At 36.8% G+C, this 26977-nt stretch carries 24 protein-coding genes; 13 read left to right on the top strand and 11 right to left on the bottom strand.

Translation table 11 applies throughout. The annotated features are described in order from the left end of the window. Positions 1 to 1326, bottom strand: coding sequence for a 2TM domain-containing protein (locus tag J0871_RS14450; RefSeq protein ID WP_208225973.1), 1326 nt, complete (start codon positions 1324 to 1326; stop codon positions 1 to 3). A gap of 191 nt (positions 1327 to 1517) precedes the next feature. Here J0871_RS14450 and J0871_RS14455 point away from each other — a divergent pair, with 191 nt between their 5' ends. Further along, positions 1518 to 1952, top strand: coding sequence for a hemerythrin domain-containing protein (locus J0871_RS14455; RefSeq protein ID WP_208225974.1), 435 nt, complete (start codon positions 1518 to 1520; stop codon positions 1950 to 1952). A 53-nt stretch (positions 1953 to 2005) separates the two neighbouring features. Here the strand turns inward: J0871_RS14455 and J0871_RS14460 are convergent, their stop codons facing one another. Further along, positions 2006 to 3313, bottom strand: a complete 1308-nt coding sequence (locus J0871_RS14460) for an NAD(P)/FAD-dependent oxidoreductase (RefSeq protein WP_208225975.1) — start codon at positions 3311 to 3313, stop codon at positions 2006 to 2008. A 178-nt stretch (positions 3314 to 3491) separates the two neighbouring features. Here J0871_RS14460 and J0871_RS14465 point away from each other — a divergent pair, with 178 nt between their 5' ends. From J0871_RS14465 to J0871_RS14475, 3 genes are all read left to right on the top strand, one after another. Further along, on the top strand, positions 3492 to 3986 hold the full coding sequence (locus tag J0871_RS14465; RefSeq protein WP_075327291.1) for a sigma-70 family RNA polymerase sigma factor: 495 nt from the start codon (positions 3492 to 3494) through the stop codon (positions 3984 to 3986). 6 nt (positions 3987 to 3992) lie between these two features. After that, a complete protein-coding gene (locus J0871_RS14470) occupies positions 3993 to 4631 on the top strand; it encodes a hypothetical protein (protein ID WP_208225976.1) in 639 nt (212 codons plus the stop codon). Positions 4632 to 4786: 155 nt separating this feature from the next. Next, a complete protein-coding gene (locus J0871_RS14475; protein WP_208225977.1) occupies positions 4787 to 5719 on the top strand; it encodes an aspartyl protease family protein in 933 nt (310 codons plus the stop codon). A gap of 106 nt (positions 5720 to 5825) precedes the next feature. Here J0871_RS14475 and lpdA read toward each other — a convergent pair whose 3' ends face one another. From lpdA to J0871_RS14520, 9 genes are all read right to left on the bottom strand, one after another. Then, positions 5826 to 7232, bottom strand: a complete 1407-nt coding sequence (gene lpdA / locus J0871_RS14480; RefSeq protein WP_208225978.1) for a dihydrolipoyl dehydrogenase — start codon at positions 7230 to 7232, stop codon at positions 5826 to 5828. 88 nt (positions 7233 to 7320) lie between these two features. Then, positions 7321 to 8679 (bottom strand): NAD-dependent succinate-semialdehyde dehydrogenase, encoded by a 1359-nt coding sequence (locus tag J0871_RS14485; protein WP_208225979.1) that lies wholly within the window; start codon positions 8677 to 8679, stop codon positions 7321 to 7323. A gap of 135 nt (positions 8680 to 8814) precedes the next feature. Next, positions 8815 to 10065, bottom strand: coding sequence for a C45 family peptidase (locus J0871_RS14490; RefSeq protein WP_208225980.1), 1251 nt, complete (start codon positions 10063 to 10065; stop codon positions 8815 to 8817). 83 nt (positions 10066 to 10148) lie between these two features. After that, on the bottom strand, positions 10149 to 11942 hold the full coding sequence (locus J0871_RS14495; protein ID WP_208225981.1) for a biotin carboxylase: 1794 nt from the start codon (positions 11940 to 11942) through the stop codon (positions 10149 to 10151). Positions 11943 to 11946: 4 nt separating this feature from the next. After that, entirely contained in the window at positions 11947 to 14703 is a 2757-nt protein-coding gene (locus tag J0871_RS14500) for an aminotransferase class I/II-fold pyridoxal phosphate-dependent enzyme (RefSeq protein WP_208225982.1), read from the bottom strand. Positions 14704 to 14705: 2 nt separating this feature from the next. Next, a complete protein-coding gene (locus J0871_RS14505) occupies positions 14706 to 15119 on the bottom strand; it encodes a VOC family protein (protein ID WP_208225983.1) in 414 nt (137 codons plus the stop codon). Between the two features lie 16 nt (positions 15120 to 15135). Further along, positions 15136 to 16068, bottom strand: coding sequence for a carbon-nitrogen hydrolase family protein (locus tag J0871_RS14510; RefSeq protein ID WP_208225984.1), 933 nt, complete (start codon positions 16066 to 16068; stop codon positions 15136 to 15138). A gap of 149 nt (positions 16069 to 16217) precedes the next feature. Beyond that, on the bottom strand, positions 16218 to 17525 hold the full coding sequence (locus J0871_RS14515) for an aspartate aminotransferase family protein (RefSeq protein ID WP_208225985.1): 1308 nt from the start codon (positions 17523 to 17525) through the stop codon (positions 16218 to 16220). Positions 17526 to 17900: 375 nt separating this feature from the next. Continuing rightward, entirely contained in the window at positions 17901 to 18359 is a 459-nt protein-coding gene (locus tag J0871_RS14520) for an Lrp/AsnC family transcriptional regulator (protein WP_093304914.1), read from the bottom strand. A 158-nt stretch (positions 18360 to 18517) separates the two neighbouring features. On the opposite strand from J0871_RS14520, the gene J0871_RS14525 reads away from it, so the two are divergent. The 9 genes from J0871_RS14525 to J0871_RS14565 all read left to right on the top strand — a co-directional run bounded on the left by J0871_RS14525 (position 18518) and on the right by J0871_RS14565 (position 26971). Next, positions 18518 to 19732: an aminotransferase class I/II-fold pyridoxal phosphate-dependent enzyme gene (locus tag J0871_RS14525; RefSeq protein WP_208225986.1), complete on the top strand. Its 1215-nt coding sequence runs from the start codon at positions 18518 to 18520 to the stop codon at positions 19730 to 19732. An 88-nt stretch (positions 19733 to 19820) separates the two neighbouring features. Beyond that, positions 19821 to 20399: an outer membrane beta-barrel protein gene (locus J0871_RS14530; RefSeq protein ID WP_208225987.1), complete on the top strand. Its 579-nt coding sequence runs from the start codon at positions 19821 to 19823 to the stop codon at positions 20397 to 20399. Between the two features lie 138 nt (positions 20400 to 20537). Beyond that, a complete protein-coding gene (nhaC, locus tag J0871_RS14535) occupies positions 20538 to 22025 on the top strand; it encodes a Na+/H+ antiporter NhaC (protein WP_208225988.1) in 1488 nt (495 codons plus the stop codon). A 186-nt stretch (positions 22026 to 22211) separates the two neighbouring features. Then, a complete protein-coding gene (locus J0871_RS14540) occupies positions 22212 to 22850 on the top strand; it encodes a peroxiredoxin (protein WP_057480715.1) in 639 nt (212 codons plus the stop codon). 22 nt (positions 22851 to 22872) lie between these two features. Next, complete coding sequence (locus J0871_RS14545; RefSeq protein ID WP_075327297.1) at positions 22873 to 23187, top strand: thioredoxin family protein; 315 nt, start codon at positions 22873 to 22875, stop codon at positions 23185 to 23187. Then, entirely contained in the window at positions 23168 to 23416 is a 249-nt protein-coding gene (locus J0871_RS14550; RefSeq protein WP_075327298.1) for a hypothetical protein, read from the top strand. The genes J0871_RS14545 and J0871_RS14550 overlap by 20 nt, the downstream gene beginning before the upstream one ends. A gap of 131 nt (positions 23417 to 23547) precedes the next feature. Continuing rightward, positions 23548 to 24048, top strand: coding sequence for a thiol peroxidase (gene tpx, locus J0871_RS14555; RefSeq protein ID WP_208225989.1), 501 nt, complete (start codon positions 23548 to 23550; stop codon positions 24046 to 24048). Further along, positions 24048 to 24410 carry a diacylglycerol kinase family protein gene (locus J0871_RS14560; protein ID WP_208225990.1) on the top strand — a complete coding sequence of 121 codons (363 nt, stop codon included), beginning with the start codon at positions 24048 to 24050 and terminating at the stop codon, positions 24408 to 24410. The genes tpx and J0871_RS14560 overlap by 1 nt, the downstream gene beginning before the upstream one ends. A gap of 191 nt (positions 24411 to 24601) precedes the next feature. Further along, positions 24602 to 26971, top strand: a complete 2370-nt coding sequence (locus tag J0871_RS14565) for a DNA translocase FtsK (RefSeq protein ID WP_208225991.1) — start codon at positions 24602 to 24604, stop codon at positions 26969 to 26971. Positions 26972 to 26977: the final 6 nt, after the last annotated feature.

Below are 26977 nucleotides of genomic sequence, written 5' to 3' on the forward strand. Positions count from 1 at the left end.
TTAGTTGATTTTATCTTTTTGCATTAATTCTTTAATTTTTCGCTCTTCCCAATTTTTTCCGAGTAAAAGATTATAATTAAAAACCGATAAGCCGTGAAAAAACACTCCTATGCCCCAACCTATTGCCGGAAAAATAGCCCAAATAAATCCGCTGTAGGTGAGGTAATTGAATAACCCCAAGACAGGAATTACAATTAAATAAGATGTTAAATTACCATAGAATTCACGTTCTGCTTTTACTTGTTTTTTTGCGCGCAAATACGCATCCTGCTCGGCAAACACCGGTGGTTTTTCTTCCATTTTTACAATTTTGGTTAACAGCGGTAATTTTACGCTGAAAAGGTTATTTGAATTGTCTATTTGCACTTTCCTGTCGGTTAGCAAATGATAGCGCTGTTTAATATTTGAAAGCCCTACTCCACTACCTCGCTTGAGAATTGCTTTGGGCTGAAGATTATTTTTCACCACCAAATTTCTATCTTCTTCTACAATGCTAATCTCTAATGGATTTTCAGAATTTACAGTATTGTGCTTTATAGTATTTTCTAAAAGTAACTGCAGCGAAAGCGGGACAACTTTTGCCTCGGGATTCTTTAAATTTGAAGGAAAATTAAAAACAATAGCATCTTCAAAACGCATTTTCAGCAATTCCATATAGGTTTTGGCGAATTTTAATTCTTCTTCAAGATCAACCAATTCCTTATTTTTTTGTTCAAGAACGTAACGATAAACCTTAGAAAGCGCACTGGTAAACTTTTGTGCCTGCTCGGGGTTTTCATCAATTAAAGCACTTAAAACATTTAAACTATTAAATAAAAAATGCGGATCTAATTGATTTTTAAGCGCATCAAATTTAGCCGAAGCCGTACCGGCGATTATCTTTTGCTCCTTTATCTTCTTTTCCTGTAAAGCTTTGTAGAAATAAATAAGATGGAAAAACAGGGAAATAATAGTAGTGAAAAGCAAAGGAAAAAGATAAAAAGACATTCTTTCGTTGCTCAAAAATTCCTGAAATGGGACTCCATCATAAACTACGTGATGCAATAAGCGACAAAAAAAGAAACCTATTAGGGTTAAAATAACAGAGCCCAAAGAGCCTAAAAGTACTTTTTTTAAGGTTGCATTCTCCCAGCTAATTTTCGCTCCAAACCACCAGAAATAACTAGCATTTATAAAGGTGAGGATAAAACTGTAAGAAAAATATAGCAGCCAGGTTTCCAACTCCAGGAAAATTTCAAGATTAAATTCACTAAAAAGTAATTCAAGAAAAACCACCAGGGCGGTTATCACCAAACTAATCTTTAATATTTTCAGAAAAAATTTCATCAATTTTTATTTACAGGAGCTAAGATGCGAGAAAGCCAATTTCTTTACTAATTAAAATTTCTGAATTGTAGAAAACTTAAACTGAACCGTAATTTATTCTTTAGAACCGATTTAAACTATAAAGAAATCACCTGATTATATTTTCCTTAACTTATAAATCTATAATTTCGATACAAAACCCATACTAAATTATGAATATTTTTGAAGCATTACGCGAGGAACATGAAATACAACGAGATCTTGTGGCTAAATTGGTAGAAACCCACGGTGATACCGAAGAAAGAAAAAAGATTTTTGAGCAGTTAAAACACGAATTAAAAATTCACGCCGATGCCGAAGAAAGGCATTTTTATATTCCGTTGATCAAGAAAGATCTTACACAGGAAAAAGCCAGGCATAGTGTGGCCGAGCATCACGAAATGGATGAATTAATAGAAGAATTAGAAGATACTGAAATGGACGCTTCTAACTGGCTAAAAATCGCTAAAGAACTTGAACATAAGGTAACTCATCATCTTGATGAAGAAGAACAGGAAGTTTTTCAAATGGCCGGAAAAGCCTTAACCGAGAAACAAAAAACCAGCCTTGCAGAAGATTATAACAAGGAGATAAAGAAAATGAGATAATTACAATTTAAAAATGCAGTTAAGCGAAAAAACCTTAACTGCATTTTTAATTTTTATATCTCTTCTTTATCAACTTTCATTTGCTTTTCATAACCTTTAAATGGCCTGATAATTAGCCTCGCGGCTTTATCATAATTCCAATAGTTATACAGCCAGTTAAAGAAAGTTACCAGCCGGTTCCTAAAGCCAATTAGAAACCAAAGGTGTACAAACATCCAGATAAACCAGGCGAAAAATCCGCCGAAAGAACCCTGTTCTATATCTACTACCGCACGGTTTCTACCTACAGTGGCCATAGTTCCTTTATCTTTATATTTAAACGCTTCCAGTTGTTTTCCTTCCAGGATATTCATAATATTTTTAGCCAAATGTTTCCCCTGCTGAATTGCCGGTTGAGCAACCATGGGATGCCCTTTTGGATAGGCTTCAGTTTGCATTAGCGCAATATCTCCAATTGCAAAAATATTCTCATAACCTTTAATCTGGTTAAAAGCATTCACTTCATATCTATTGGCTTTTTCTACCATGGCTTCTGCCTTTAGGCCTTTAACCGGTGCCCCGGTTACTCCTGCGGCCCAGATAAAAGTTTCGGTTTTTAGGGCGAGGTCTGTGTTGGTGGTCACTAAATGGCCATCATATTCCTCTACCATGGTATTTAAATGAACCTTAACTCCCAACTCTTCCAAAAAAGCATGAGCTTTTTTAGAAGCTTTTTCGCTCATAGGTGGTAAAACCCTATCTAATCCCTCCAGCAAATGAATATTCATTTCGTTAGGGTTTATATCGGGGTAATCGTTAGGTACAATATGATTCTTTAATTCTGCAATGGCGCCACTAAGCTCTACGCCGGTTGGCCCCGCACCTACTAAAACAAAGTTAAGTAGTGCTTTTCGTTTTTCAGGGTCATCAGTAATTACAGCCTGTTCTAAATTTTCAAGAATTAAACTTCGAATATTCAATGCCTGCGGAACGGTTTTCATCCACATTCCATTCTTCTCAATACTTTTATTTCCGAAGAAATTAGTCTTGGATCCGGTAGCGATTACCAGGTAATCATAAATTAAATCGCCAATAGAAGTTTCGATATAACTTTTTTCGGTATTTATAGATTTCACCTCAGCCATTCTAAAAAGACATTTTTTACTATTACGTGTAATTTTACGCATAGGATATGCAATAGAATCTGGTTCTAAACCAGAGGTAGAAACCTGGTATAATAAAGGCTGGAAAGTATGATAGTTATGACGGTCTAAAATAACGGTTTGAACGTCTTCGCCAATTAATTTTCTTACCATTGCCATTCCAGCAAAACCGCCACCAATAATAACGACTCTAGGTAAATTTGTTCTTGGAATATTCATAAAGGTTGGTTTTACTCGATAATCGAGATTTAGATCGCTCCCTTTTTATGGAAGTTATGCACTCAAATTTAAGTTTTCTCCCGCTTTGGCTGAAAAAATAAGCCTGCATTAACTATACTTTATACTTTTTTGTAACATTACAGCCTGTTATACTACATATAAGAGCTAACCAATTATTGTGGATAAAGAACTAGAACATCAGTTTGTAAAAAACCTGGAGAAACACCAGAATATAGCGCATAAAATATGTCGTATTTATACTAATGATCAGGATTCCCACAACGACCTATTTCAGGAAATTACTATTCAACTGTGGAAAGCTTACCCCAAGTTTAGGGGAGAAGCAAAATTTAGTACATGGATGTACAGGGTTGCCTTAAATACGGCCATCACTTTATACCGAAAGAAAAAAAGAAGTATAAAAACGCAGGATTTTGATACTGTAGATTTTAAAATTAAAGCCGAAGAATATGATGATGAGACCGAGCAACAATTAAAAGTAATGTACTCGGCAATTCAGGAATTAAACGATATTGAAAAAGCACTCGTTTTTTTATATCTCGAAGATAAAAATTATAGAGATATTTCTGAAACCCTGGGTATTACTGAAGTAAATGCAAGAGTGAAGATGAACAGGGTAAAAACTAAGTTAAAAAACATTTTAAATCCGTAGAGAATAATGGATGGACTGGATTTATTAAAAAAAGACTGGAAAAAACGGGAAGGTAATATTCCCCAGCTTTCCTACGATGAAATCTATAAGATGCTGTTGAAGCGCTCATCTTCAATTGTAAAATGGATTTTTGTAATTAGTATTCTTGAATTTCTATTCTGGGCACTTATTACTATTTTCTGGGCAGATCATGAATACTGGGCCGAAATGGAACGTATTCATTTAAAAGAATTTACCGTAGTAACGTATGCTATTAATTATGGAATAACCTTTTTCTTTATCTATTGCTTTTATAAGAACTACCGAAGAATATCTTCTACAGATAGTGTGGCGAAGTTGATTAAAAATATTCTACGAACAAGAAAAACTGTAAAATACTATATAGGTTATATTTTAATTTCCACTGCGCTAATTACCCTTATTTATACTTACTTTTTTATGAATTATCATGCCACTAATACCGTGGTTGAAGATGTTGAAAAATATAGTTTTACTCCGCTACAATGGCTAATGTTTGCTGGAATAATGTTAGGTGGACTGGCAGTTTTCCTGGGAATTATATGGTTATTCTACCGGGTGATCTACGGAATTCTACTAAGACGTTTGAATAAAAATTACAAGGAATTAAAGAAATTGGAGGTTTAGATAATAATTTAAAGTTACAATTACCTTTAAATCGCAACCCTTAATCTTTTTCAAAGCCTGATTCAAAATTTCTTCGGAGGTGTAATTTAGTTGAAAGTTAGATACTGATTGTTTAGCTTGAATAAGCTAAAAACTGTATTACCAAAATTTAAAAAATGAAAATAGCCAAAGTATTTATTTATTTAATAACACTTATTCTTATATACAGCTGTTCAGGTAGTAAAGCCGCTAAATATTTTAAAGAAGGAAAAACAGAGCAGGAAAACTATAAAGTTACTTTTCCTTTTGAGCTTAAAAAAGGATGGATAATTGTACCTGTAGAAATAGAAAATAAGACCTATAGATTTCTCTTAGACACAGGAACACCTACGCTTGTATCAAAAGAACTTGCTGAAAGTTTAAATATGAAAGTTATCGATTCTGTAAATGCTTCTGATGTTTATAATAAATCACAACAAAATAAATATACAAGAATAGAAACCATTCAAATTGGAGAGATAGATTTTGTTGGAACGACAGCTTTAATAAATGATTTTAACGCGACACCAATATGGTCTTCTTTGAATATTGACGGATTTATAGGGTCAAATTTAATGCAACACGCTATTTGGGATATTGATTTTAACAAACAACAAATTACCATAACTGATAATGAATCAAAAGTAAGCTTACCTGAAGAAATAATTGAGAATAAGTTATTTATTGGTGTTGCAGGATTACCTTCTATTGCTGCTAAAATAAATGGAAAAAAAGTTTGGAATTTTGCTGTGGATACAGGGTATAATGGAGGCATCGTTATACCATTTTCGGAGTTTAAAAAGCAAACAGAAAATGGTGAAATTTCAGATTTTACAGAATCTAATACTCAGGGTGTTATTGGAGTTTACGGAGGGCAAAAATCAACGAGAGAATCTTATACCGGAACAATTAATGAAATAGAATTCGGAAATTCTACTTTAAAAGATGTAAAGGTGTATTCAGAGCAGTATTTAGATAAGATCTTTGGTTTAGATTTTTTTAGAAATTATCGTGTTATTCTAAATTGGAATAGTAAAAGAATAAAGCTTATAGAAAAAAGTAATTCTTAAAATACATAAGCACAATACTATATTACTAATCCAGGTAATAAAATAAAAAATGGCTGTTTAAAAATTATATCAAACAGCCATTTTTATATAAAATTTAATTCAAAAATTATACGTGTAGCGCACGATTATCGGTTGCGGCAAGAGCGGCTTCCTTAACGGCTTCAGCATAAGTTGGGTGAGCGTGGCTCATCCTGGCAATATCTTCAGCAGATGCTCTATATTCCATTGCAGTTACAGCTTCAGCAATAAGATCGGCGGTACGAGCACCAATCATATGCACGCCTAAAACCTCATCGGTTTTTTCATCGGCTAGAATTTTTACAAATCCGTCTGTATCTCCACTCGCTCTGGAACGTCCAAGAGCACGCATTGGGAATTTTCCTTCTTTATACTTTATTCCTTCTTCTTTAAGTTCTTCTTCGGTCTTCCCTACCGCAGCAACTTCTGGCCAGGTATAAACAACACCCGGAATTAGGTTATAATCTATATGCGGTTTTTGACCGGCGATAGTTTCAGCAACAAAAGTTCCTTCTTCTTCGGCTTTATGAGCCAGCATTGCACCACGAACCACATCGCCAATTGCATAAATATTATCTACATTGGTTTGTAAATTTTCGTTTACCTCTATCATTCCTTTATCGGTCACTTTAACCCCGGCAGCATCGGCATTTAACCCATCAGTAAAAGGTTTACGGCCTACAGAAACAAGACAGTAATCTCCTTTAAATTCTACTTCCTTATCTTTCTTATCGTCAGCTTTAATAATGATTTCGTCTCCTTTACGCTCTACCGATTTCACTTTGGTAGAAGTATGGAATTTTACGCCTTGCTTCTTCAGTACTTTTTGAAGTTCTTTAGACAGTGCGCTATCCATTGTAGGTATAATTCGGTCTAAAAATTCAACCACGGTAACCTCAGCTCCCAAACGGCGATAAACCTGACCTAATTCCAGGCCGATCACTCCGCCACCAATCACAATCATGTGCTTGGGTATTTCCTTAAGCTTTAAAGCCTCGGTAGAAGTGATAATTCTTTCTTTATCTAACTCGATAAACGGAAGGTTTGCAGGTTTTGAACCTGTAGCTATAATGGTTTTCGCAGCTTCAATGGTTTCGGTTTCACCATCGTTTTTCTCAATATTAATGTGGGTTTTATCTTTAAAAGAGCCTACACCTTCAAAAACATCAATTTTATTTTTATCCATCAGGAACTTTACTCCGTCGCAAGTTTGACTTACCACCGAAGATTTACGTTCCATCATTTTCTCAAGATTAACTTTTACTTCCCCGGGAATTTCAATTCCGTGTTCTTCAAAATGTTTTACCGCATCGTGATAATGATGTGAAGAATCCAGCAAAGCTTTACTTGGAATACAACCTACATTAAGGCAGGTTCCACCCAAGGTTGAATATTTTTCTATGATAGCAGTTTTCATTCCCAGTTGCGCGCAGCGTATAGCGGCCACATATCCTCCGGGGCCCGAACCTATAACTGCAACATCATATTTACTCATAATTCTATATTTTATGTTGATTTTTTGACAAAGTAAACACAAAAGTACAACTATTCAGGGCAATGACCAATGTTCATAAAATTATGATTTAGGCTTTAACATAAACTGTTTTCTTATTAACAAACTCCATCATTCCTTCTTTTGCAAGCTCTCTGCCATACCCAGATCTTTTGGTTCCGCCAAAGGGAAGCCTGGGATCAGATTTTACCAGTTCATTTACAAAATAAGCCCCTTCACTGACGTGGCCCGCCATCTCCATAGCTTTTTCTATGTTTTTGGTAAAAACCGTTGTTCCTAAACCAAACTTTGATTTTTCTGAAAGTTCAAATGCTTCTTCTATGCTTTTTGCTTTAATAATTGCTGCAAGTGGGCCAAATGTTTCTTCGTCAAAAGCAGCCATTCCCGGCTTTACATTCCCAAGGATAGTGGGTTGATGAAAACAGTTATCCTGCTCTCCGCCAAGTAGCAACTCAGCTCCCTCTTCTAAAGATCTTTTGACCTGGTTTTGAAGTTGATCTGCCAAATCTTTCCTCGCCAGCGTACCAACCTGCGTAGCATCTTCCATAGTGTCTCCGGGTTTTAATTCGTTTACTGCAACCTTAAATTTTGAAACAAATTCATCGTAAATCCCTTCCAGAAGAATAAAACGTTTCGCTGCAATACAGCTTTGTCCGCAGTTTAACATCCTGGCAGAAACCGCTGTTTTTACAGCACGGTCAATATCAGCATCTTCCCAAACAATAAAGGAATTATTTCCTCCCAACTCCAGTAAACTTTTTTTAATATATTTTCCCGAAAGCTGTGCTACTGCAGATCCTGCAGCTTCACTCCCCGTTAAAGTAACCGCCTGCACAGCCTCGTGGGCAATAATCAATTCGGTTTGATCGTGATGTACAATTAAATTCTGAAAAACACCTTTTGGATATCCTGCTTTTTCAAAAACTTCTTCGATCTTTATAGCACAACCAAAAACATTGGGAGCGTGTTTTAAAACCCCGGTATTACCGGCAGTAAGAGTTGGTGCGGCAAACCTAAAAACCTGCCAGAATGGGAAATTCCAGGGCATAATCGCAAAAACACTACCCAAGGGATCGTGCCTTACATAACTATGAGTTGCATCGGTTTTTATTTCTTCCGAAGCAAGAAATTCTTCAGCATTTTCAGCATAATAATCACAAACCCAGGCGCATTTATTAACCTCAGCTCTAGATTCAGAAATTGGTTTTCCCATTTCCTGGGTAATCATTTGGGCATATTCTTCTATATTATCCCTTAAAACCTCTCCGGCTTTTCTTATAAGGTCGGTTCGGTAAGAAAGTGATGTTTTCTTCCATTCTTTAAAAGCTTTCCCAGAATTATTTAAAACCTCTATGGTTTCCTCTTCCGTCTTAGCCGTATATTTTCCAACTTGTTCCCCATTGTAGGGATTTGTGCTATAAAATTCCATTGTATTTTATTTTTTATGGAGTATTAAATTAAAATTACTCCGAAGAATTTTTAACTAAAAAACCTGGTGAAATAAATAGGAGATATCCTTTATTTATAGCACCAGGTTTAATAGAAAATTGTTTAACAGAAATGCCTAACTCCTCCAGGATTGGGCGTAGCCTGTTCCCATTTTACTCCAGAAACCGGCTACTGCCTGCCAGGATACTTCTCCATTATTAATTATTTTTTCTCTTAATTTTTCAAGATCTCGCTCATTTGTTGATGGGTGAGCCTTAGCCATAGCATTAACCATAATTTCGGTAACAGTTTCCTGCCAATCTACATTTTCAGCATATTGCTCTTCAAACGGATCTTCTACTGTTTGAGCCACTTCAACCTCCTGCTGATTCCACCATTCAGTAGCCACCTGGGCAGGTTCGTAATTTATTAGTTTATAAACTTCCTGGAAGTTTTCAAAACTTTGCTGTACTGAAGTTTCAGGCCAACGAAGTTCTACTTTTCCTTCTAAAGGACGGTAAACCGAAGTAAATAAAGTTCCAAAACCTTCCTTGAATTTTGTATTATATAACGGAGCTTTAAGAAAAGCATCCGCTACTCGTACAGAATTTATATTTTTTTCTGATAGAATTTTTTTCAGAAAAGAAGAGCGTTCCTGGGTTTTATTAAATGCAGCGTTTTCTGGCCAGTCTATAGTTCCCTGATGATTGGTAGTAAAAGCCGCATTAGTAACCAGTGGTGCTTTATCTGGCGCCAGTTGTACGGTTTTAAACTTTCCGGTCCTGTCCACTACAGTTACATTGTAAGACATATGAGAAGGAATTCTGATTAAAGCAGCTACAGCTTCATCTACATTGCTACAAAATTCTAACACGTAACGCAAAATAAACGGAATCCCGAAACCTACTCCTACCTCTTTTCTACCTCCAAAAGTGAGAGAAATGGCCAGGCCATCTTCATTCATTCCGTCTACAACCCCAATAAGACAATCGCTGGTAGCGATTACTTTTTTGCCATTCCAGGAGGTTAGCAATTGAGTTCCTTCCATAAGATCTGGATGAAAATCGTAATTTCTAACCAACTGAATATCTTTGCCTGTAGTAACCGCCTGTGAGCAGCCACTTATATAAGCAGGAGGCTGAAAGCCTGTTAAAAATCTTGCGGCTACCTTATCGCCTTTCACTAATTTGCATAAGCGCTGATAAGTAGGCCACATCTCTGGCATATACTTTTTAAGTGCTTTCTGTGAGGTTTTAAGGTCTGGATAATTTGTTGTTCCTTTTGATTTAAGCCAACTTTTATAAGCGGTCCAGTGAGTATTATATAATTTTTGCCATTTGGAACCCGGTTTTCCGGGTTCTGAAATAGCATTAAAATGTAACTGCATTTAGAATGGTTTTTAAATAATATTGATTTATTACTGTGGCAAAGTAGTTTTATTTCCTTTTAATCCAACAAATTCCTCCCATATTATTTAGTTAAAGTTCCTGATAATTTTGGCTTTTTCTTGTCTTCTACCATTTCAGAAGTGTATTGTGCTCTAATGGCTTTAATCCAGTGTTTAGCCCTGTTATTAAGCCTAAAATCATCGGTCATCATACGCCCGCGGCTTACCAGAATTCCCATATCTGCCCCTTCATATAAATAATCTCCTTTTCGGGTAATTCGTAAGAAAAACGCTTCATTTTCATTTTCCACTGCCCTACGGTGAGTATCCATTCTGTCAAACTGAATATGGCCGGTATCATACATTCTGTAAATACCAGAGTTTGGTGCGTTTGTCACATATTCTATAGTGTCTTCGGTATGTTTTATAATAAGCTGGCTCCAACTATCTATATTTTCCTGGCGGGCCCAACGGTTGTTTATGGCTTCTATATCAAGGTCATAATCAATATCCATCCACTCCAGAATATGAAAAACGAATAATGGTGCATCTGCCAGGGCAAATACAGCGTGGTTGGTTATGGAACTGGCTCCTGTTACCCGTGGATTTAATTCACCTAAATAGATCTCTCCATTATCCTGATCTATTAAGAAGTCGAGTTCAAAATATCCTTTATAACCTTCTTCCCGTAATTGATTTCCGAATAATTGGGTATATTCTATTGCTTTATCTCTTAACTCGGGCGTAAAAGCATTTGGATAAATCTCGTTACCACACCAACCACCTTCATATGGAGTAAGGTCTTTAAAGCCTACAAGTTCTGTCATAAGCGGAGCTACAATCGTTCCATGCCTGGTTACACAAGCTTCTATGGCAGAACCACGGCAACGAATACGCTTCATTACCTTTACTTCTTCTTCTTTTTCAATTTCTTCAGCGTGTTTTTGGTATTCTTCTTCATTAGAAATAAAGAAAGTAGTATGGCCCGAATCGCCAAAAGGAGTCTGAATTACCAACTCATTTCCCAGGTGATTTGAAACTTCTCTAAGATGTTCGTAATTATCTACTTTGGTAAGAACATAAGGTACACAGGCCACTCCTGCTTTTTCTGCAATACGATTGGTATTTACTTTGTTATCCAGAAAAGTTCGCATTTCAGCTTTTGGAAACATAATTTCCAGGCCTAATTTTTCTGCAAGCTCTTCCGTTTTTTCATTAAACATAAGAAACATCGCTTTCCCTGCTTTGCCGTTTACAGAACGTGTTTTTAAATAATCCTGAACTTCGGGATGTTGTAATAAGTAATTATTAATGTCTTCTATTCCTTCAAAATCATCATGAGGAATTTCGGTCTTAGGCGAAAAAACATTAGGGTGAAGACCATCAAAACATTCTATATGGCAAATAAATTTGAATCCTTTAATCCATTCATCGGCACCTAAAAGATTAAAATTTGTGGCGCTTATAAAATATAAAGGTTCTTCGTTTTTGTGAAAAGATCTTCGAATATCTGAAACTCCCTCCAGCGCATTCTTGCTTTTATACTGTCTTGGAGCATTGGTAGCTAATTTTTTACCGGTCGCCTTAGTGCCTCCAACTTCCTTTTTTGTGGTGGTAGTGGTTTTAGTCTTTCTTGCACTCAAAGTTTTAGCAGCTTTTTTCTTTTTGGCAGCAGAAGAACCCGGTGCTTTACCTTGCTGCGCCGTAGAATCTAAAGGCACAGATTTCTTTCCTTTTAATGGCTTTTCTTCGGTAACCTTTAATTTACGGTCTTTTTTCGCGCTACGTTCCGGGGAAACCGGTTCTTTTTCAGGCGTTGTTTTTTTTGTATTTGTTACTCCCTTTTTATTGGAAGATTTTGGTTTCTTAGATTCCATAATTTTAATTTTTTAAGTTAGTGATCTTTTTCTTCGAATTGTTCCCCATAGAGCCCATAGAACTCACTGTTTTCTGACGATTTAGCACATTATCCTTAAAAATTCTTAGGCCGAGATCTGCCCGGTAGCCGTGAATTTCAGAAACATCTAATGCGGTAAGAAATCTTATTATTTCTTTGCTTACTACCTGCCCGGGAACAAGCACCGGAAATCCCGGTGGATAAGGAATTATAAAAGATGATGCTACCAGGATGCGGTTTTCTTCCATCGCCGGCAAACAATCGGTTAGTGGCATATATTCATAATTTTCTTCGTTGTAAGCGAGGAAAAATGCTTCTCTAATATTACCACCCGGAACTCCAGGAACTGCCTGAAAGGAATGATGGAAATAACTAAAATCTGGTAATGGTGGGAAATCTTCGGTTAAAGATTTAATTCTATCCCTACGGTTGTTTCCCTCTTTCTGGCTCAGGGTTTTGAATTCCTGGTCCAACTCATCGGCTATTTTTAACAATGCATTGGTTAAATAAGTTACACTCCCTCTTGTGGTTCCAATATTCGTCATAAACAACACCGTATTCCTGGAAGTTTTATTAATCTGAATATTAAATTTATCCATTAAATATCGGTTCTTAAAAGTATCTCCGTCTACTCCTGTTCTACCTATATGTAAAGTGATTTTGGTTGGATCTAAAACAAACTCATCCTGTTCCCAGGCAGTTTCCATCCTGTTCCAGCCTTCTTTAGAATTATAATATTCCTTGATGCCCGATTTACGATGTTGCTTCGGAATAAAATTTCCTATGGTTAAAACATCAAAATATTTCTTCAGTTTTGGATGGTCATTAACCTTTGCTCTTAAGACCATAGCTAATTCTATACTTTTTTCTACCAGCTCATAGCCTTCAAATTGCACCTGTCTTCTGCCCACATCCAACGAGGCAAGCATCTGGTAATTAGGAGAAGTAGAAGTATGTGTCATGTAGGCTTCCATAAATGTATTTTCACTTTTTTTACGGAAATCTTCATCCCAAATATGGATCATAGAACCCTGCCTGAAGCTACTAAGTGTTTTATGGGTACTCTGCGTAGAATAAACCCTTATTCTAACCTCATCTGGATTTGGAAGGCTCGGTATTTCATTCTTTTTCAATCCTTTAATATGCGCGTTGTATTCTTCCCGGTAACTATCGCTTTGGTATTTATTAAATAGCTTTTGAGCTACAAACATCCCCGTACGTTGCTTATAATTGTAGGTAAAACCGGCAAACGCAAACCAGGCTTCATCCCATAGAAAGATCATATCTGGTTTAATGGCCAGAACTTCCTGCATAACTTTTTCAACATTGTAAACAAGTCCGTCAAAAGTGCAATTGGTTAACAACAGCATTTTCACCAAACTTAACCTTCCCGCCTTTTTTAACTGAAGTAATTTTTCTTTTATCTGTTTGAGCGGTACTGCACCATACATAGAATATTCTTCTATAGGGTAAGAGTCGAGATAAACAGGATAAGCCCCTGCTAACACCAATCCATAATGATGCGATTTATGGCAATCCCGGTCTATTAAAATTACATCTCCAGGTTTTACCAGGGCCTGCACTACTATTTTATTGGCGGTAGAAGTACCATTGGTTACAAAATATGTATTTCTGGAACCATAGGCATCGCTGGCCTTTTGCTGCGCTTTTTTAAGCGAACCGGTTGGTTGCAATAAAGAATCTAAACCTCCGGTGGTAGAAGAAGTTTCGGCCAGGAACATATTTCGACCGTAAAAATTTCCAAAATCGTTGATCCATCTTGACTTAAAAACCGAATTTCCCCGCGAAATTGGCATGGCGTGAAAAATTCCGGTAGGCTTTTTACTATAATCTTTTAAGGCCGAAAAAAATGGAGTTTCATAGCGTTCGCTTATTCCTCTAATCACGGTAAGGTGTAATTCCTGTAAATCTTCGGTTCTATAAAAAATTCTTCTAAAGGTTTTTAAAGTACTATCTTTTAAATTACTTAAAGCAGTATCGGTAACATAATAAGAATCCAGTTCTGGCCTGAATTTTTTTACCATAGTTCCTAAAATAGGACCTAACTCGGTAGGCGGTTTGGAACCATATTTCAATTTTAAAATATTCTGAATAAAAGGTTTGATTACCGGAGTAATCTTTTTTGAATGATAAGGAGGCGCATAGCGAATTACAACCGCCTGGATATTAAAATTAAACTGAAGCGCAATTAAAGCATCTTCAAAAGAACGTTGTACCACAATTCCATACGCAAATTGTTCATTAGAAAGGCGCATTTCTTTTAGGTCGTGCCTAAGTTTATTTTCTTCTGCCTGGGAAATATCTTCCACAAACATGACTTCAAAATAATTTTTCCTGGCAACTTCGGTATATTCTCCTTTATCGGTAAGGTCTGCTCCGGGATCTTCATCTTCTAAAAAATCTGGATTGCTTCTATACCGGTCACTTACCAGGTTCTTTGTGATTTCTGCAATTTTATGGGAAGCCGCGGTATGTTCCTGTCTATCTAACATTTCGCGTAGCGTATCTATACAGGATAAACCCGGAAATGCGAAAAAGCATTCTACCCCTTCCAATTCCTTGAGAAGTTGTCGAAGATTTTTCTTATGTTTTTTTTCATCTTCTGATCCTCGAAGGGAAGAATGAAGTTTAGTCGACTCACTTTTTAAGGTGTTCCAGGATTCTACTCTACATTGAGCGATATTATAATAATGTGCACTATCTAATTTTTTCTCTGGCATAATTATTCTTTTGAATGTAAAGCGAGTTTATTCCCTTCAGAATCTATAAAAATGGCGAAATAACCCGATTCAGGATTAATCAGGGTTTTGGTCATCACAATTCTTCCCCCGGCTGCTTCAACTCTATTTAAAATACGGTTTAGGTCTTTACCTGCATTGAGATAAAGCAAGGGCCCTATTATTCCCGGAATAGAATTTGGACCTGTAACAATGGCCCCTCCAATTCCCTTTTCTGCCGGGAAAAATGCCATCGCATAATTTCCGTCAAATTGTGTTTCCATATCCATATTAAAAATACGGTTATAAAAATCTACCGCCTGCTGGAAATTAATTGCAGGAATTTCAAACCAGCTAATAAAATCTTTTAGCGTTTCTTCCTGTTTTTCTTTTTTCTTCTTTTGTGATGTTCCTCCCATAGTTCCTGTTTTTTAATTATGCTCCAAAACCTTTATATCCTGTAGGATTTTCAGGTGGTTCATATTCGTGTTCTTTCATTTTTAACTTGGCAAGATTATCTAATCTCGTAGGCTTTATAAGTGGCCCAAGGGAATTGAGATACGGCAATTGAGTGCCTTTTTGATAAATATTGAAATCACCTATATGATCTCTAAAACTTTTTAATGGTTGTCCCAGTCGTAAAACTCCTAGTTCCCGGCTTCTTTTTACCCTATTAATATTGAGTTCTAACGGAAAAATCTCCTCGTTGCCCTCGGCCTGGTAAATTACCCGGCCATCGGGTCCACAAACCAGGGATCTTCCATTTCCGCCTGATTCCAGTCCGTTAACATCAAAGAAATAACACTGATTCACCGCGGCCATAGCCCTTACAATTGATAATTCTATATCCCTGTCTATAGTACCGGTCATGGTGGGGTGTAGAATTACTTCGGCTCCCATAACTGCGAGGGTACGCACAGTTTCAGGAAACCACATATCGTAACAAATAGATATCCCAAATTTTGCCACTCCCGGAACGTCAAAAACGCAGAAACCAGAACCCGGAGTTACTCCTACTTCGTAAGGGTAAAAAGGAAACATTTTTCGATAACGCGTAACAATTTCCCCCTGAGGGTTTATTACTGTTGCGGTATTATAAATTTTACCTTCACTTTTTTCGAATATAGAACCCGGTAATAACCAAACCCCGTGTTTTTTAGCTGCGGCCTGCATCTCTTTTTCAAAATCTCCCGGTATTTCCTGTGCATTATGAGTTAAAGGGCCGTAGCCACATAATTCACTAAAAACTACCATATCTACCCAGGGGTAAAGGCTCATGGTAATATCAAGTTTCAACTTCATCATCTCAACATTTGAGGCGACTGCCGAAACTTTCATCTGTATTCCTGCTATTGCAAATGGATTCATATATTTTTATTTCTTATTACCCGTAGAAAATATTTTCACGGATTTTATTTATTTAGTTTATTATCAAACAACTACTGATTAATTTAATTCAAAAATGAGCACAACAGTGTCACTGTATCTTCTTTTTAGAAAATTCAATTTGAAAAAATTTAGGTATGCTTTTTTATTTGATTTTCAAGAATATCCAGGGCGCTATTTAATTGTTCATCGGTGATTACGAGAGGGCATAATATTCTTATTACATTTTTAAAAGTACCTGCGCTTATAAGTATTAAACCATCTTCTGCGCATCCTTTTACAATGTTAGCACAAAGTTCTGTATGGGGTTTTCCGGGGTCGTTATCCTTAATAAATTCTATTCCAATCATAGCACCTAATCCTCGTACATCACCAATCTCTGGACAATTTTTCTTAAAATTTTCCATTCTTTCAGTAATGAGCTTACCTATATAGATTGCTCGCTCGTTTAGGTTCTCATCTTTCATTAATTTAATAGTAGCAAGGGCGGCTGCACAACAAACAGGACTCCCAATGTAAGTGCCACCAATGGTTCCCGGTTCGGCAGCATCCATAATTTCAGCCCTTCCAAGAACAGCGGCAATAGGAAGCCCGGAGCCCATAGATTTTGCATAAGTGCTAATATCTGGTTGTACGCCGTAATGCTGCCAGCTGGCCCAATGGCCTGTACGGCAAAAACCACTTTGAATTTCATCAAAAATTAATAAAACTCCGTGTTCATCACAAAAGGAACGTAGGCCTTCGAGGTATTTCTGCGGAATTGGATTAAACCCACCTTCCCCCTGAATTGGTTCAACAATAATAGCAGCAACGCTATTTATATCTACCATACTGTGGGCGCTTTCCTTAAGTCTCTTTAACTCTGTCTCTACAAATTCCTCCATACTTTGCGTACCGTGATATTTGTAAAAATTGGGAAAGGGAATTCGGTAAACTTCCGGAGCAAAAGGTCCTGAAGAAAATTTATAATTTACTTTACTGGTTAGGCTCATACCCATAAGTGTACGGCCGTGATATGCTTCTGTATAACAAATTACGGCTGGTCTTTTGGTGGCCTGGCGGGCAATTTTAATGGCATTTTCTACAGCTTCTGCACCCGTGCTAATAAGCATAGCTTTGGTTTTCTCTCCATGCGGAAGAATTTCAGCCAGTTCTTCACAGAGTTGAATATAAGGCTCATAGGTCACCACGTTAAAACTGGTATGTAAGTACTTTTCAGCCTGTTCCTGTATAGCTTTCACAACAGGTTCGGGACAATGGCCTGCGTTTACCACACCAATCCCCCCGGCAAAATCTATGTGTTCTTTTCCGTCTACATCAGTAATTATTGCACCTTTTGCTTTTTTAACTGTGGCTGTATTGAAAACACCAACTCCGTTGGCGACAATGTTTTTTCTCCTGTCAAGGAGCTGCTGAGATTTAGTTTGCTCTTCAGTCATAAAATATTTGGTTGTTCAGTTGAATGGTTAATCTAAAACATACAAAAAGCGAGAAGGAATAAATAAAAGCCCCACTTTTTTTCGATGCTTGTTAATATACAATATTATTTTCTTATTTCATACGGCTTTCTTACTGAAAACCAATTAGAAAGAGCTTCTAACACTGATATTTGGAGAGAAAAACTGAAGAATTATTAAATGAAAACAGAAGCTAAAAAAATCTTATATTTTACTAATATTCAATAATTTATAGATTTCAAGAATGTACTTCTTAAAGTAAAAATAAAGACTATTCAATTAAAATTTACTTACTGTAAACTATTTTAAATATTTTGTGATCTTATTGTTATTTTTAATAACACTTTAACTTAAATACTATAAAGGTATAGCTGTAGTGCTTTTCACCGGACTTATTATAAAAGTACTTTGAGTACTACCAATGTGATCTAAATTAGTGAGTTTGGTAACCATAAATTCACGGTAAGCTTCCATATCTTTTACAATAACTTTCAAGATATAATCATATTCGCCACTTACGTGATAGCATTCCAAAACCTCAGTAAGTTTTGTGACCTCACTTTCAAATTTCGTTAAATAAGACCGGGAATGCTGAATAAGTTTTATCTGGCAAAAAACCATAAAATTCTTTTCCACTTTATCTGGCGAAACAAGTGCCACATATTTAGAAATCACCCCTTCCCGTTCCAGGCGTTTAATTCTTTCAAAAACCGCTGTAACCGAAAGTTTCAGCTTGTTGGAAATCTCTTTATTAGTCATTTTACTATCCTGCTGAAGATGTTTTAAAATTTGGAGATCTTTTTGGTCTAATTTCATAAAGAAAATTTTTCTACGCTTAATTACTAAAATAAGTATTTACTGATTATAAATCTAATAAATAGCACATATATAGTTTTATTTACCGAATTAAACCATCCCTATTGATTTTAATTCTATTAGTCTGTAATTTTGAGAGAACTATAAATTTGATAAAGATGAAATATAAACCTGCAGATAATATCCAGGACCTTCAGTATTTTGGCGAATTTGGAGGAGTAAATCCTTCAATTTCCGATTCCTCTACTTACACTTTTCTTTCGGCAAAAACCATGTTCGATACGTTTGAAGGAAATTCAGAGGGTTGCTACCTTTATTCCAGGCATTCTTCCCCTTCAAATTTATATTTGGGTGAAGCCCTGGCCGCAATGGAAGGTACCGAAACCGCAAATGTAGCCGCCAGTGGGATGGGCGCTATCTCTTCTACCCTGCTTCAGCTGTGCCAGGCCGGCGATCATATTGTTTCCAGCCGAACTGTTTACGGGGGAACTTATGCGTTTATGAAGAATTTTATTCCGAAGTTTAATATCAAAACCTCTTTTGTAGATATTACAAATCTTGAAAGCGTTGAAGCTGCCATTACCAAAAATACCAAAGTGCTTTACTGCGAATCGGTAAGTAATCCGCTTTTAGAAGTTGCAGATCTTGAAGCTTTAGCAAAAATCGCAAAAAAGCATCAGCTCACCTTTGTGGTAGATAATACGTTTTCACCACTTTCCATTAGTCCGAAAGAATTGGGAGCCGATGTGGTAATCCATAGCCTAACTAAATTCATTAATGGCAGCAGTGATACGGTTGGTGGCGTTACCTGCGGAAGTCAGGATTTCATCAACGCGCTTCGTAGTGTTAACGATGGTGCTAATATGTTACTTGGTCCAACAATGGATAGCATGCGAGCGGCTTCGGTTTTAAAAAATTTAAGAACACTCCATATTCGGATAAAACAGCATAGCCATAATGCTATGTTTTTGGCTAAAAAATTCCAGGAGGACGGCTTAAGAACGGTTTACCCAGGATTAAAAACACATCCCGGCCACGAAACTTTTAAAAAGATGATGAATGAAGATTACGGTTTTGGTGGTTTATTGACCGTAGATGTGGGTAGCCTGGATAAAGCCAACGCGCTAATGGAACTAATGCAGGAAAAAAACCTGGGTTACCTTGCCGTAAGTTTAGGTTTTTACAAAACCCTGTTTAGTGCACCCGGAAGCTCCACATCTTCTGAAATCCCAATCGAAGAGCAGGAGGAAATGGGCCTAAGCAACGGACTTATTCGTTTTTCTATTGGTTTGGATAATGATATAGAACGTACTTATAAATTGATGAAATCCTGTATGGCTGAAGTGGGCATAATGGATGAGGAGATGGTTTAATAAAGAAAAAAGTCCGAAAATAAAATCGTTAAAGGGTGGTAATATTTTCGGACTTTCTCTTTTTTGTATATTCACAAAAAATAAAACTTTGAAAAAACTACTACTCCCACTATTCCTCCTATTTTTTAGCCTTAGTGCTTTTGCACAATCTCAAAATGAAGTTCGGCTTTATTTCGGGTTTACCAACAGCGATTTATTAAGAAGTGAAGAAATTACCGGAGGCGGAAGCGCTGACATTGAAAACTCTTACGAATTTGGATTTCGATATTTACTTTCTGTAACCGATAACCTATCCCTGGAAACCGGTCTAAACTACTGGCGTGGTGATGTGCTCATTACCTCAGCACCAATGCCCGAACAAACTACGCGCTCTGAAGAATTACAAACCACTTCTATCCCTATTTTTGCTAATTATAATTTCCTGGATTATTTCTTTGTAAATGGAGGCCCTGTAATGGATTTTCAAGGCTCAGAAAGTGAATCTGTAGATCCACAAGCGGGAATTGGTGTTGGTTTTGGATTAGGCGCCCAATATGCGTTTAATAATTTCAATATTTATGTAAACCCTAATTTTAGAAGGTATGCCGTAATCCCTTTTGAAGAAAAAAATTTCCACCAAAAACTTACCACCTTTGGAATTCAACTTGGAGTTGGATATAAATTTTAATCAATTTATAGTTTTATAGAAAACTTGCTCATTTTCCTGTAAAATCGTAAAATTACAGGCGAATAGAAAAATCTGATTAAAATAAATTCAACCGAAAACCTTTTTTGATAAGGTTTTCTACATATACTTCAAGCTTTAATGGAAAACCAAGACCCGTCTCAAACTAAACAAATTCCTACCAATAAAGAACTCGGTATTTGGCCTGCATTAATTCCTGTTTTTGCGCTTATCGCAATGCTGGCCTTTAATGTGTTTGTTTTTGGAGACGATTCATTAAGCGGTTCCAACCAGTTTGTCTTGTTGCTTGGAGGTGCTGTTGCAGCTATTGTTGGATATTTTAACAATGTGGAATACGATAAAATGATAGATGAGGTTGCCGGGAATATTCAAAGTACAGCCGGGGCAATTCTTATTCTGTTAATGGTTGGAGCTTTGGCGGGAACCTGGCTCATTTCAGGAATTATTCCCACAATGATCTACTACGGATTACAAATTTTAAATCCTACGATCTTTCTCGCCGCGTGTGTCATTATTTGTGCTGTGATCTCAGTCGCGACAGGAAGTAGCTGGACCACATCAGCCACCGTTGGTATTGCCTTAATAGGAATCGCGGAAGCTTTAGGAATTTCGGTAGGGATGACAGCGGGAGCAATTCTTTCCGGGGCTTATTTTGGAGATAAATTATCACCTTTAAGCGATACTACCAACCTTGCACCAGCAATGGCTGGAACCGATTTGTTTACGCATATTAGATATATGACCCTTACCACCGTTCCCACGGTCACCATAACCCTAATTATTTTTGTGATTATTGGATTGAATTTAGATACGTCGGGAACTACCGATACTTCTGCTATTCTTGCATCCATAGAAAATTCTTTTAGAATATCTCCCTGGTTATTTTTAGTACCCATAATTGTAATTGCATTAATAGTAAAAAAGACTTCCCCTTTAATCGCTTTATTATTGGGTACGCTACTTGGTGCTGCCGCCGCTTTATTTTTTCAACCTGAAATTGTAGCGCAAATTGCAGGTACCACAAACCTGGATTTTGTTAGTGGCTACCGGGGCGTTATGCAGGCAATTACTGTAGAAACTGCAGTTGAAACCGATAATGAAAACTTAAACGATTTGTTTTCTGCCGGCGGAATGGCGGGAATGTTAGGTACAATCTGGCTAATTATTTGCGCCATGGTTTTTGGCGGAATTATGGAAGCTATTGGTGCACTGGCGAGAATTAGCAAGGCTTTATTAAATTTATTCCATACCACCTTTGGTTTATTTGCCAGTACGGTTTTTAGCTGTCTGGCTTTAAACGCTACTGCTTCAGATCAATATTTAGCGATTGTAGTTCCGGGAAAAATGTTTGCCAAGGCTTACCGCGATAAAGGTCTTGCTCCAGAAAATTTGAGTAGAGCTTTGGAAGACTCGGGGACGGTTACTTCAGTATTAATTCCGTGGAATACATGCGGGGCGTATCACAGTGGTGTTTTGGGTGTACCAACCCTTAGTTATGCCGGTTATGCTTTCTTCAATTATTTGAGTCCGTTTATGACCTTGCTTTTTGCTGCTTTTAGCATAAAAATCAAGGAATTAAGCGAATCTCCTAAAACTCAAAATGCTTAAAACCCCTGTTTTTACTGGTAAAACAACTCTTAAATAAAACCTCTCTATTTAGTTTCGTAATAGCAATAAGTAAAACTTATTATTGTATAGTATTTTAAAATTTCAATAACTTTTTTAAGGGGAAACTTTCCTTAAATTTGCACAAGAATTACAATGTAAGTTAAACCAATAAAAAACAGAATTAATATGTCATTAGTAGGAAAAAAATTTCCAAATTTAAGCGTAAACGCAATGGATGAAATGGGTGATACCTTTCAACTAAATATTTTGGAAGAAGCACAGAAAAACAAGAAAAAAGTATTGTTATTCTGGTACCCTAAAGATTTCACCTTTGTTTGCCCTACAGAATTACACGCTTTCCAAAAAGCTGCTGAAGAATTTGAAAAAAGAAATGTAATGGTAGTTGGAGCTTCTTGTGATACTCCAGAAGTACATTTTGCCTGGTTAAATACTCCAAAAGATAATGGAGGAATTGAAGGCGTTAAATATCCAATCCTTGCAGATTCTAACAGAAACCTAAGTTCACGTCTTGGAATTCTAGATATTACCGGAGAATCTTATGATGAAGAAACCGGAGATGTTACTCTAGAAGGAGACAACGTAACTTACCGTGCTACTTACCTGATTGATGAAGAAGGTAAAATCTTCCACGAAGGTGTAAACGATATGCCACTTGGTAGAAACGTAGCAGAATTCTTAAGACTTGTAGATGCTTACACTCACGTACAGGAAAAAGGTGAGGTTTGTCCTGCAAACTGGGAAGAAGGTAAAGACGCAATGAACGCCGATAGAGACGGAGTTGCTTCTTACCTAAGCTTAAACTAAGAAAAAAGGGAAAGAGATTGTTATGATAAAAGAACTTGAACAAGATAATTTAAACGAAATAGTTTCAGATAACGAAACCGTTGTGGTACAATATATGGCCGGATGGTGCGGTAACTGCCGATTAATGAAGCCTAAATTTAAAAAATTGGCTTCAGAAAATGAGAATGCAACGTTCTTATTGGTAGATGCCGAAAAATACCCGGAATCCAGAAAACTGGCAAATGTAGATAACCTACCAACTTTTGCCACTTTTAAAAACGGAAGTTTCGTTAATCAGGTACAAACTAACAAATTTGAACCTCTAAAAGACCTAGTAAATGAAGTTACCAGTAATTAAACATTTAGCACGCGAGAACGAGGCTCAAAAACTGGAACATACCATAGAAGTCCTTGAAAGCTATTCTGAACATCGTTCCGTAAAAGACGAGGAAATGGATGTGATAGGTGAATTGATCTCGAACTTATGCGGAGCTGTAGAAGTAAAGCATTCTATAGATGGAGGTACTCCAGAAAAAGATGCCTGCAACAACTTTATGCAAAAAGTAGTTGGTTCTATAGACCGTTAAAAATCGCGTTTTAATTATAATTTAAAAAGGGCTGTCTTATATTGAGGCAGCCCTTTGTTTTTATGATAATTTTAGTAAATCCCTAAAACAGATGTTCTAAATTTATCAATCCAATTTAATAGAAAACATCCATGTCGCAAATAACATTAAAAGGTGAAAAAATTAACACCTATGGTAACCTTCCAGAAAAAGGAGAGAGAGCACCCCATTTCGCCCTCATTAAATCAGATCTTAGTACCGCAACTTTAAACGATTTTAAAGGAAAGCGTGTAATTCTTAATATTTTTCCAAGTATAGACACAGGGGTTTGTGCAACTTCAGTTAGAAAATTTAACGAGAGAGCTACAGAACTTGATAATACCGTTGTACTTTGTATTTCCCGCGATTTACCATTCGCTCAAAAGCGTTTTGTGAACGATGAAGGTTTGGAAAACGTAATTAACCTATCAGATTTTAGAGATAGAAACTTCGGAAAAGATTACGGCCTTGAAATTATGGATGGCCCATTTGAAGCTTTACTTTCTAGAGTAGTAATTGTTTTAGATGAAAACGGCAATGTAATTCACAGCCAGCAAGTTCCTGAAATTGGCGAAGAACCAGATTACCTGGCAGCTCTTAAAACCCTGTTATAATGCGGGATAGTTTCCTCGGAAAAAGAATTAGAGGAGGCGGCTATGCCATTAAAGGTGCCTGGTTGCTACTAAAACACGAGCAGAGCATACAAGTGCAATTTGTGCTCGCAATAATTATGTGTATTGCCGGGTATTTCTTTGATATTAATAAAACCGAATGGATGTTTCAGTTTGTAGCTATAGGCCTGGTGATGACTGCCGAAGGACTAAATTCAGGTCTTGAAGCAATGGCAGACTTTGTGCATCCAGATTTTCATAGTAAAATTGGGCATATAAAAGATATTGCCGCTGGCGCAGTATTCATCGCCGCAGTAACTGCGGTAATTATTGGTGCGTTTATTTACTTTCCTTATATTTTTTAAAATATTCTTCAGTAGCTTTCAGAATCTAAGGCTTTTAGATGCTGAATGATTTTCCTCTATATTTCTCAAAAAATAATTGCTTAGATTTGAACGTTTAAGCATACAAAACAGCACCCCATAAACTGAAAGCAATTTTCTTTATTTTAGACGGGGCTAATTTGTATTTTTGCTCAAAATCCTACAAATCATCTATGGCCAAAAAGAAAACCAGGACTAAAACAAGCACCGGGAAAAAGTCGACTAAATTTTCCTTTAAACTTAACCGGCAACAAAAGGTAGTTTTAGGCAGTTTCTTAATGTTATTTGGCCTCGCTTTAAGTGTTGCATTTATTTCGTTTTTATTCAATTGGCAGGTAGACCAAAGCACGCTTGGCGAATTCTCAAATCGTGAAGTAGAAACCAAAAACTGGCTAAGCAAATTTGGCGCTTCAGTTAGTGACTTTTTTATGTACAAAGGATTTGGCGTTGCCGCTTTTATCTTTTCAATTTTAGTAAGCTACAGCGGATTTCATCTTTTTCTTGGCGTAAAATCTACAAAACTAAGGGAATCCTGGTTTTGGGGTATTTTAATTATGTTGTGGCTAGCTATTTTCTTCGGTTTTTTCGCTGCTAAAAATCCGCTACTGGGCGGCCGAATTGGCTTTGAAATGAACGATTTCCTTCAGGATTATTTAGGTTTCTTCGGAACAATTTTATTGATGTTGTTCTTATTTATTGCTTACTTAACTTTAAGATTAAATCTTACGCCTGAATTAATAGGAAGCTTTCTAAAATCTAAAAAAGATAGCCTTAATAAAGAATTTAAGTCTAATGAGGAAGAAATTTCAGCAACAGAAGAAGAAACCGACTGGAAGGAAAAATCTATCCCAAAAGCCGATAAACCAGCTGAAAAATCTTCAGCAGAAATAAAACTGGATACCACACCTCCAAAAGAAGAAAAACCTGCACCTACTCCAAAACCTAAACCGGTTGAGCCTGAAGAAGTAGAAATGGAAGTGGAAACAGCGCAGGAAGAAGAGTTGGATGAAGATAAAATTAGTAACAAAATCGTGAAAGATTTTGGGGAATTTGACCCCACTTTAGAACTAAGTAATTATAAATTTCCAACCTTGGAGTTGCTTCAGGAATATGGTGGCGGTATTACGGTAGACCAGGAAGAGCTGGAAGAGCATAAAAACCGTATTGTAGATACGCTTAAAAATTACAAAATTGAGATCGCTCAAATTAAGGCTACGGTTGGCCCAACCGTAACTTTATACGAAATTGTCCCGGAAGCCGGAATTAGAATCTCAAAAATTAAAAACCTGGAAGACGATATTGCGCTTTCCCTTTCAGCATTAGGTATTCGTATTATTGCGCCTATTCCGGGGAAAGGGACTATTGGTATTGAAGTTCCTAATAAAAACGCAACTATTGTTTCTATGCGTTCGGTAATTGCTTCGCCAAAATTCCAAAATGCTGAAATGGAATTACCAATGGCCCTAGGAAAAACCATTTCTAACGAAACTTTTGTGGTAGATCTCGCAAAAATGCCGCATATGCTAATGGCCGGGGCAACAGGTCAGGGTAAATCGGTTGGATTAAATGCCATTCTTACTTCCCTACTCTATAGCAAACATCCTGCTGAAGTAAAATTTGTGCTGGTAGATCCTAAAAAAGTAGAACTTACGCTTTTCAATAAAATTGAAAGACATTATCTGGCAAAACTCCCAGATTCAGGAGATGCAATTATTACCGATAATACTAAGGTTATAAATACTCTGAATTCTTTATGTATTGAAATGGATAATCGTTACGAATTGCTTAAAGATGCAATGGTTCGTAATATTAAAGAATACAACGTTAAGTTTAAAGCCAGAAAATTAAATCCCGAAAACGGCCATAAATTCCTGCCATACATTGTATTAGTGGTAGATGAATTTGCCGATTTAATAATGACCGCCGGGAAAGAAGTAGAAACCCCAATTGCCCGTTTAGCACAGCTGGCCCGGGCCATTGGGATTCACTTAATAATTGCTACACAAAGGCCATCGGTAAACGTAATTACGGGTATTATCAAAGCCAACTTCCCGGCTAGAATTGCTTTTAGGGTAACTTCAAAAATAGATTCCAGGACGATTTTAGACGGCCAGGGAGCCGATCAGCTTATTGGTCGTGGAGATATGCTTTTTACCCAGGGTAATGAACTTAGGCGTTTACAATGTGCTTTTGTAGACACTCCTGAAGTGGATAAAATAACAGAATTTATTGGTTCGCAAAAGGCTTATCCAGAAGCGCACCAACTTCCTGCCTACGAAGCAGACGATAGTGGCACAGGTGTTGATATAGATGTAAGCGAAAGAGATAAACTCTTTAGAGAAGCTGCCGAGGTGATCGTTACGGCTCAACAAGGCTCTGCTTCTTTGCTGCAACGTAAACTAAAATTAGGGTACAATCGCGCCGGTAGGATTATAGATCAATTAGAAGCAGCCGGCATTGTAGGACCTTTTGAAGGAAGTAAAGCCCGACAGGTTTTAGTGACAGATCTTGCAGCTTTAGATCAATTATTAAACGAAGAATAATACACC

Source organism: Salegentibacter sp. BDJ18 (assembly GCF_017579965.1).
GTDB lineage: Bacteria > Bacteroidota > Bacteroidia > Flavobacteriales > Flavobacteriaceae > Salegentibacter.